General features: G+C 36.3%; 7 protein-coding genes. 5 read left to right on the top strand and 2 right to left on the bottom strand.

The genetic code is table 11. From position 1 onward, the window contains the following. Positions 1-15: 15 nt before the first annotated feature. The 3 genes from OQX63_RS11205 to OQX63_RS11195 all read left to right on the top strand — a co-directional run bounded on the left by OQX63_RS11205 (position 16) and on the right by OQX63_RS11195 (position 6,322). Complete coding sequence (locus OQX63_RS11205) at positions 16-1,017, top strand: PorP/SprF family type IX secretion system membrane protein (RefSeq protein WP_265850958.1); 1,002 nt, start codon at positions 16-18, stop codon at positions 1,015-1,017. Between the two features lie 71 nt (positions 1,018-1,088). Next, positions 1,089-3,089: an OmpA family protein gene (locus tag OQX63_RS11200; RefSeq protein ID WP_265850957.1), complete on the top strand. Its 2,001-nt coding sequence runs from the start codon at positions 1,089-1,091 to the stop codon at positions 3,087-3,089. A gap of 434 nt (positions 3,090-3,523) precedes the next feature. Continuing rightward, positions 3,524-6,322, top strand: coding sequence for a lantibiotic dehydratase (locus OQX63_RS11195; RefSeq protein ID WP_265850956.1), 2,799 nt, complete (start codon positions 3,524-3,526; stop codon positions 6,320-6,322). Here OQX63_RS11195 and OQX63_RS11190 read toward each other — a convergent pair. Beyond that, positions 6,319-7,434, bottom strand: coding sequence for a sensor histidine kinase (locus OQX63_RS11190; protein WP_265850955.1), 1,116 nt, complete (start codon positions 7,432-7,434; stop codon positions 6,319-6,321). The genes OQX63_RS11195 and OQX63_RS11190 overlap by 4 nt on opposite strands. A 144-nt stretch (positions 7,435-7,578) precedes the next feature. On the opposite strand from OQX63_RS11190, the gene OQX63_RS11185 reads away from it, so the two are divergent. Continuing rightward, positions 7,579-7,728: a hypothetical protein gene (locus OQX63_RS11185; RefSeq protein ID WP_265850954.1), complete on the top strand. Its 150-nt coding sequence runs from the start codon at positions 7,579-7,581 to the stop codon at positions 7,726-7,728. A 51-nt stretch (positions 7,729-7,779) separates the two neighbouring features. Further along, positions 7,780-7,929, top strand: a complete 150-nt coding sequence (locus OQX63_RS11180) for a hypothetical protein (protein ID WP_265850953.1) — start codon at positions 7,780-7,782, stop codon at positions 7,927-7,929. 50 nt (positions 7,930-7,979) lie between these two features. Here the strand turns inward: OQX63_RS11180 and OQX63_RS11175 are convergent, their stop codons facing one another. Beyond that, positions 7,980-8,726, bottom strand: coding sequence for a LytR/AlgR family response regulator transcription factor (locus OQX63_RS11175; RefSeq protein ID WP_090498469.1), 747 nt, complete (start codon positions 8,724-8,726; stop codon positions 7,980-7,982). Positions 8,727-8,975 lie beyond the last annotated feature (249 nt).

Raw genomic sequence — 8,975 nt, 5'->3', positions numbered from 1 at the left:
ATAAAATAAAAGACCATGAAAATACTATCGGCTTTAAAAATATATGTTGCAGTGTTAGGATTGCTGCTGATTACAGCTAAATCCTTCGCACAAACTGATCCACATTTTTCACAATATTATGCAAATCCATTATACCTCAACCCTGCCTTAACCGGGGTAATAGATGGTGATTACCGTGCAACGGTCAATTTTAAACAACAATGGAGTGCATTAAACAGCTCTTTTTTAACCGGTGGTGCATCGTTCGATATGGCTCCCAAAAAGAACTTCGCATTTGGTGCAACCATTTTAAACCAAAGGGCTGGAGACTTGGATTTTAATTACTTATCTGCTCTGGTATCAGGTTCGTACCGTTTAAGGTTTGGTAACGAGGGCCTGCAGATGGTGAGTTTTGGCTTACAGGCCGGTATCATTAACCGTAGTTTCGATTTCTCTCAGGCCAGGTTTGGTAACCAGTTTAATCCGATTACGGGTTATGATGGTGGGATGATGAGTGGCGAAACGCTTTCATCTCAGTCATCTTTGGTTCCTGATGTAAATGCAGGTATTATGTTCTTTGATGGCGATCCAGACAAGGGTGTAAACGTATTTTTAGGTGCCAGTGCAGCGCATTTAACCCGGCCTATGGATCGTTTCTCTGGTACAAATTCACGGATTCCGGTGCGTTTTACTGGACATGGCGGTGCAAGGATCAAGGCCTCAGCGTTATTGGATATTGTACCCAATGCATTGTTCATGTATCAGGGTAATACAAATGAAGTTTCACTGGGTGCTTATGCGCAACTTAACGTTAATCCATCTGCTAACATTCTATTTGGTGGTAATTATCGTAATAAAGATGCTGCAATTGCTTTTGTGGGTTTACAGTTGAAGAATATGGTTTTCGGCTTAAGTTATGATGTAAATACTTCTTCGTTCAATCGTGCCTCAAACAGTAACGGTGGTTTAGAGCTTTCCATATCACTTATCGGCCGTAACGGTATAATTGGTCCAAACTTCTTTTGTCCACGTTTATAATTAATCAAATGAAACCGTTATGATTTCCAGATCATGATGGCTTCATCACCATTTGAAAACAAGTTTAAAAGATGAAAAAAATATTACTCTTTTTGTTAGTGGCATTTGGCGGTTTTGCGAACGCACAATATGTAGTAAACTATAAAAAGGTTGCAGATACTTATTTTGAAAATAAGGATTATTACGCAGCATCAACTTTTTATAAAAAGGCATTAAAAATTACCGGCGATAGTACCCAGGCTATTTTACCATATGGTAAAGAAAGAAAATCAGCAAGCGAAGATAAAGTGATAGAAGATTATGAAGGATCTATTTATAACCTTGCAGAATCCAGTAGGCTATACCGGGAATTTAACGAGGCTGAAAAATATTATGCCATAGCGATAACCTTTACCAATACCCGTTTCAGAAAGGCATTATATTATTACGCTGAAAGCTTAAGGGCAAATAAAAAATTTAACCAGGCTATTGATGCATTTCAGCAGTTTATCCAGAAAAACCCAGGCGATGCTTTAGCTAAAGAAGCCCAAAAGGAAATCGAGTCGTGTAAGTTTGCGATCGAAGAAATGCGTTTTCCACGTATGGTGCAGGTTAAAAAAGTACCAGCTAATATAAATGGTTTAGGATCTAATTACGCACCTGTTAAAATCAATAACGAGTTGTATTTTACCTCATCCCGTCCGGTTTCTGTGGGGAGTAAAAGGGATATGGTTAAAACAGCTACCGGGGAAGTTCAGGTATCAACTAAAGCCAATCCGTTCATTAATAATATTTATACAGCTAAAAGCGAATTAAACTCAACGGATATTACGGTAAAGAAAGTCGATATTAATTTTCCTAAAGATATAGAAATTGCTGCAGCTAGTTTTACGCCTGACGGCAATACGATGTACTTTACTGCATGGAGTGATAAAGAAAAATATGCGATATATTCCTCAAAAAAAACAGGCGATAAATGGGCAAATCCTCAACCTGTTGGTTTACAGGTGAACAGCAAAGATTTTAACTCTTCACAACCTTTTGTTACCAGCGATGGTAAATTCCTGCTTTTCTCATCAGATAGAAGCGGCGGTTATGGTAAATTCGATCTTTGGTATTGTACCTTGCGTAATGATGGTTCATTAGGTCAGGCAGTAAATTTTGGTCCGACCATTAATACCGAAGATGACGAACGTGCACCATACTACAATTCCTTAACCAAAAAGTTATTGTTTAGCAGCGATGGTCGTGTGGGCTTTGGCGGCCTTGATTTCTTTGAGTCAGAGGGCGATCTGGTAAATTGGTCTAACCCTATAAACCTAGGTTATCCATTCAACTCATCAAAAGATGATCTTTACTTTACAGCAACTGATGATAAAGGAACAAAAGGATATATAAGTTCTGATCGAGAATCATCTTGCTGCTTGGAAGTATTTGAAGTGAAAAAGGAATACCTTTCTATAGCAGGTCTTTTAACCGATTGCAAAACAAAATTGCCTTTAGCAGGTGCAAATGTAACCTTAAACAATGCAGAAGGATCGCAGAAAATAACTACCGGTACCGATGGTATTTATAGGTTTAAAGTAGATTCGAAAAGACCGATTAAATTGCTTTTCGCAAAAGATGATTATTTCGCAATTACTAAAAACTATCTTTACGAGGAGTTAGCTAAAGCAGATACCTTGATTGATAAAGATTATTGCTTAAGTCCTTTTAAATTGGGCATACCAATGACATTGGAAAATATTTATTATGAATTTAACAGTGCCGACCTTACCGAACCTTCTAAAAAAGTATTGGACTTCCTGATCCCGATTATGGAAGATAATCCAGAAATGGAAATTGAGCTTGGCGCTCATACCGATAATATCGGAACAGATGAGTACAACCTGGATCTATCAAACAGAAGGGCAAAATCTTGTACAGATTATCTGGAAAGTAAAGGAATTGCCGCCGCTAGAATGACTTCTAAAGGATATGGAGAATCGATGCCGATTGCGCCAAACGAAATTATGGTAAAGCGTAAGAAAAAAGATAATCCTGAAGGAAGGGCAAAAAACAGAAGAACAGAATTTAAAGTAACCAAAAAATAAGATATATTATCATCCCGTTGAGCCATCTTTCTGAAAAGGAGATGGCTTTTTTTGTTAGTTAGTATTTGTAATACCAACCTTTGTGCTATGATTTTTAATGCACCAGTAAAGGATTGAAAATTCTTAGTTCAGATGGGATTACAATCTCCTATTAACCGTTTTTGCCACCGTGTTGCATCGGTCTCGTGCCTTCACGGACCTGAAAACTACATAGGTAGCCATTTGCGCTCATTTATTTCTTCAGATTCTAATTTTTGAGATTAAACATGAACTGTTGCCTCGGTCTCGTGTCTTCACGGACCGAAAAACTGAACTCATTTATTCCTCCATTTTTTTGTATTTTAAAATTAATCAAGAACAGATGGTATCCAATTCCAAACTGAAAACTAATAATTAAATTAATCTTTGTAATTTTCGGCTTATCTTTTAACGCAATGAAGCTGACTATCCAACCCACCGTAATTTTTAGAACACCTAAATTTTCATATCAATCCGAACTGGTAGATTGCTGGGAGGAGTTAAAGTCGGCCATTTCAATATCTTCAGCAGTTTTTTACGAAACCATAAAAGAAGTAAAAGCAAGCGAACTCCAGGATCTTCCACCCAAGGTTTATTTTACCATTTGGAAATATTTTAACCGTGCAAAATTCCGGTCAACTCCTTACGGCACTTTCGCTGGTTTTAGCTTGTTAAAAGATGCCATTAAGCCTTTTGAAAGCAGGATAGTAATTGAAGAGGCTCAAAGAGTACGCGAACTGATTGATTGGCCTTATAAAAATGATATTCAATTTCCATTGGCAGATCTGTTGCAAAAAAACTGCCTCTTATTCAGTAACACCAGCTATTACTTAACGCCCAATAGTATCCGTTATATCGCCTGCACCGATGGTGTTTTCGAACTGGCCGAGTTAGATCAAAACGACTTTGTACAACAGATCTTAGCTGCTTGCTTAAAGCCGATCCGGCTTAACGAGCTGGTAAAACAATTAAACTTGGATGATGCGGAAATTCATAATCTATTTAGCTTGCTGCAGGACATGCACGATTTACAGCTTGTTTATACCAACTACGATCCCAATATCATCGGAGAAGATTATTTTGAACGTTTAGGCCTAACCGCTTCGGCTGACTTGCCAAAATATCTTATTGCACAACGTAAAGTTTTATCTGGATGTATTAATGAACGTTCGCTTCAGGCCATTCCAGGTCTGATCAATATGCTCCATAATATAATGCCTGCAAAAGATCATGAGGCCCTTGGTCAGTTTCAGGTTAAGTTTAAGAAAAAATTCGAAGATCAGGAAGTGCCATTATTATTGGCACTAGATCCTGAAATGGGCGTAGGCTACGATGAGTTGGAGCAGTCTGGTCAAAACAGCGATTTTATTACTCGCTTCACAAATAAACCGGCCAAAAAAGCAGAAAAAGAAAATATTAAAGCAGCACTAAAAAACTATCTTACAGAACAGAAATTCGAAAAAGATAAGTCTATTTATCTGAACAAACTGGACTTGGAACCGAATCAGAAACTGGCATCTTTACCAAATTCATTCAGTATGGTAATGTCAGTTCATGATGATCTGATTTTTGTAGAACAGATTGGTGGAGTAACTTCCAATGCATTAAGCGGAAGATTTACCATGGCAGATGAAGATGTAGCACATGATGCAAAAAATATCGCAGCTGCAGAACAACAGGCAAATCCTGATGTTCTGTTTTTTGATGTGGCTTATATGGTAGAAGCCAATGTAGATAATGTAAACCGGCGGAAATTAATCTATGGGCATCAATTGTCAATTTTAAATTTCGATACCTCAGCATCTCCACTTGCTTTAAATGATATACAAATTTCGGTGCGGGGCTCAGAGATTATTCTTCGTTCTAAGCAGTTAAATAAAAGGTTGGTGCCAAGAATGGCCTCTGCCTACAATTACATTCGTTCAGATCTTTCTATTTTTAGGCTATTGTGCGATCTGCAGCATCAGGGCTTGCAAACAAGTCTTTCCTTTCCACTCGATGCTATTATTCCTGATCTGGATTATTATCCAAGGTTACAATATCAGAATATTGTTTTAAGCAGTAACAAATGGAAAATTAAAAAAGAAGCGCTGTTAGGGGCTGATCAAAAAATGCTACCCATCACCGAATGTAGATCATACCTGAATCATTTAGGCGTTAGCGAATATTTTAAAGCCGGTATGTCTGATCAAACCTTATGCTTCAGCCTAAAGAACGACGACGATATAAATGCTTTTCAGCAATACGTGCTAAAACATGGTAATATTTACGTTGAAGAAATGGTAATGCCTCAAAATAGTATCGTGGTTGATGAAACTGCGAAACCCTATTTAGGGCAGTTTGTTTTAAGCATAGGCCACAGCGAACAAATTTATCGTGGTTTGGCTCAAACATCTGTAAATACTGAAGTGACACGCTTTTTTCTACCAGGTAAAGAATGGCTGTATTTCGAAATTTATTGCCACCAGCAGCGTAGCGATCAGATTTTGACTGAAGTGATTGCCCCTTTCCTGAGCACTTACACAGGTTTGGTAAAATCATGGTTTTTTATCCGCTACAATGAAAATGGAAACCACATCAGGTTTAGGGTACAACTCAACAATCCAAATGATGGACAACTGATGATATCAAATTTAATGGATGATCTGGAACTCTTTTTAAACTCAGGATTGGTATCTGATGTGCAGGTTAAAACCTACAAGCGTGAGTTGGAGCGTTATGGCAGCAATATGATCGAAGATGTTGAACAACACTTTGCTATCGATAGTGAATTTGTGTTATCGCTTTTAGAAACGCAGACCGATGATTTTAATAAATATAGACGGTGTAGTCTTTTGGTTTCCAAGATTGTTGAATCTAACATTTTAGATAAGTTGGTCATCAGTAAGATTATAAGACTAATGTCTGATAACTTTAATGAAGAGCATAGGTTAGATGCAACCGATTTTAAGCAATTGAATATTCATTATCAGGACTTTAGAAAAACAGAATGGACAGCATTAACAGCAGAACAAGAGCAGCGGTTTAGCGCGTTTTCAGGTTCATTTATCAAAATTCTTCAACAATGTGCTGCGGAAAATGCACTCAAGCTATTGACTGATTTGATGCATATGCACGTAAACCGCCTTTTTAGTAAAGATCAGCGAACGCATGAAATGGTGATGTACTATTTTCTGCTAAAAGATATCCAACGTCAAAATGCGACGAAAAGTTAACGGTTTAGCCTGGCCAATGGATTAACTACCGTAACCTCTATTTCAGTAATATAGCGGTTAAGTTGATCTTGATAATATTTGAATATATAATCATTGCCATAAAAACTACTCAGTCGTTTGCCAACATTGTCAATCCCTACATGATGGCTTTCTGTCTGTTTGCCTTTATTATCGTTAATCATGTTGATGGTGCTGATATTCAGCTTATCATTTTCGTAAGCAATTTTAATAATTGCCGGCTGTGTTGAATGCGAAACATTGCCGTGCTTAAATATATTTTCAACCAGCGTTAGTAAAATAAGTGGTGGAAATCTTAACCCGAACATATCGCCAGTTACTTTAAGTTCCAGATTGATGGTATTGGCCGTTCGGAGTTTATGGAGATTGATGAGGTGTTCAATCTGTTCGATTTCTTCATTTAGTGGAACCATCTCTGAGGCGGCAGGGCGTTTTAGTGCATAGCGCATCATTTCTGCCAGGTTCATAATAGCATCAGCCGCCATGGGCGCCTTTTTGCGGGCATCGTTATAAATAAAGTTTAAGGTATTAAATAGAAAGTGTGGATTGATCTGGCTCCGAAGATAATTGTTTTGCGATTGAACCAGATCGTTTTCTAAAGCCTGTTTCTCAATTTGGGTAACCAGATTCTGCCGCTCTAATGCTTCTACTTTTTTCTGATCCTGAAATGATTTAACTACGTATATATAGCCTGTGGAATAACCAATATACAATATTGAACGATAAATACATGGTAATATGAATTCCCTGTTTAAAGACCTGGATGGGTTTGCTGCAATTAATTCTATTTGCTCGAATAGAATAATCAAAAGAAATGTAGAAACTACATATGCAAAAATTATGATGATAATAAGGGCGGCAATCTTTATAATTTTTATGGGAATAGATCCGGTTATGATTATTTTTTTTAGGAAAAAACCATAGGTGTAGAAAGTAAGGATATTAACAAAATAAACCAGCAGATAAGCTCCGGGTTCTCTAAATCTATGGGTAGCTAAACCAAGAATAAATACTTCATAAATGATGTAAAGGCTCCATACCAATAAGTGAAACTTATACTTTTCGTAGAATTTTCTTAAATATAAAAGGTTCATTTTTTTCTTTTAATCTATTAAAATGGGGTTTTTATCTCCCAAAAGCAGGTGTTTGTGTAAAAAAGTGGTCGTGTATAATTTTGAGGTGCATCTTTACAGAAATTAATCACAACGATAATAACAAAAAATATAATACTATAAATTATGAAAGCCCAACACACAAATACTACTGCAAAACTTGCTAAAAAAACTGTTTTTATTTATAAAAATGTTAAAGCTAAAAACAACTTCACAACTGTTCCAACAGGAGATCAAAGCCATACTGTAATGACGAGTTTTATTCTAGAATTTTAATTCCTAAGAGCATAATTTAGTAATTCTATATCATATTTAAACACTATTGCCATGAAAGCTCAATACACAAATTCTTCTGCAAAACTTGCTAAAAAAACTGTTTTTGTTTATAAAAACATTAAAGCTAAAAACAACTTCACAACTGTTCCAACAGGAGATCAAAGTCACACCGTAATGACAAGTTTTATCTTTGGATTGTAGTTTTGAACTCATAACTACTCCAGATAACAAAAGTTTGGTTGATGCTATAATTAATGATTCCGGTTCGATTTTAATAAACTGCTCTGTACATAGGCGAAGAAAGCTTCCTTATAACCTTCGCCAATCTGTATCATCTCGTTATTTACCAGGCGGATTATATTTCCATCTACCTTTTTAATTGCTGATTTAGCCACAATGTTAGATTTATTAACACGGATAAATGGGTGGCTTTCTAAAGCTTTTTCAATTTCCTTAAGTGTAAGATAGGTGGTGTGGATTTCAGACTTGGTAATAATCTGTATATAATTCTGTAGGGCTTTGATGTAAAGTATTTCATCAATAGCGATATTGGAAAAAGCATATTTATGATCGCCTTTAATGTAAAGTGCAGCAACCTGATCAGCCTCTTTCGCAGTAACCTTGCTATTATTGTTTGATTCCTTTTTTAAAATCCTATCAATACCCAAAGCGAATTTTGCAAAGGAAATGGGTTTTAATAAATACTGATCTGATTGTACATCAAATGCTTGAAGGGCATAATCGGGATGCGCGGTTGTGAAAATCAAATACTTTGCTTTTTCCCTGATATTTTTAGCCAGCTCTAATCCATTTATTCCTGGCATATCAATATCCATAAATAATAAATCAATTTCGTCTTCGATACTTATTTCGGTAAGTGCCTGGACAGGACTGGTAAAAGTTTTAAAAACTGTCAAGCCGGGCATTTCTGCTATGTGGTCAGTTAATACTTCAATGGCATGTTGTTCGTCGTCGATAACAACGCATTTTAGATTCATGAGTAAATTTGTTGGTTTATTTGATTTGAATGCAAGTTAAATAAAAATGAATTGAATTAACAATTGCGCCTCAAAAAAACTTATCTCCCGGTTTTGTCTATAAAAAACCTAGGTTTCGTGTAATATTCTGGGTGGTTGATGTAAAAAAATTATTCGCACCCTTCCTTTTTATAATCTTTATACTGTTTGCCAAAAACAAATAATTAGTAGTTAGAAATTACTAATTAAAAAAACATCTGCCTGCCTAAT

Origin of the sequence: Pedobacter sp. PF22-3, assembly GCF_026239555.1 — a bacterium.
In the GTDB taxonomy this organism is placed as follows: domain Bacteria; phylum Bacteroidota; class Bacteroidia; order Sphingobacteriales; family Sphingobacteriaceae; genus Pedobacter.
Note: the sequence above shows the minus strand (reverse complement) of the source record. Positions and strands in the feature narration are given on the sequence as shown.

Bases quoted from the DNA above. Each gene is read 5' to 3' on its own strand.
- OQX63_RS11180 (WP_265850953.1), top strand. From the start codon at position 7,780: ATGAAAGCTCAATACACAAATTCTTCTGCAAAACTTGCTAAAAAAACT.
- OQX63_RS11190 (WP_265850955.1), bottom strand. From the start codon at position 7,434: ATGAACCTTTTATATTTAAGAAAATTCTACGAAAAGTATAAGTTTCAC.
- OQX63_RS11175 (WP_090498469.1), bottom strand. From the start codon at position 8,726: ATGAATCTAAAATGCGTTGTTATCGACGACGAACAACATGCCATTGAA.
- OQX63_RS11195 (WP_265850956.1), top strand. From the start codon at position 3,524: ATGAAGCTGACTATCCAACCCACCGTAATTTTTAGAACACCTAAATTT.
- OQX63_RS11205 (WP_265850958.1), top strand. From the start codon at position 16: ATGAAAATACTATCGGCTTTAAAAATATATGTTGCAGTGTTAGGATTG.
- OQX63_RS11200 (WP_265850957.1), top strand. From the start codon at position 1,089: ATGAAAAAAATATTACTCTTTTTGTTAGTGGCATTTGGCGGTTTTGCG.
- OQX63_RS11185 (WP_265850954.1), top strand. From the start codon at position 7,579: ATGAAAGCCCAACACACAAATACTACTGCAAAACTTGCTAAAAAAACT.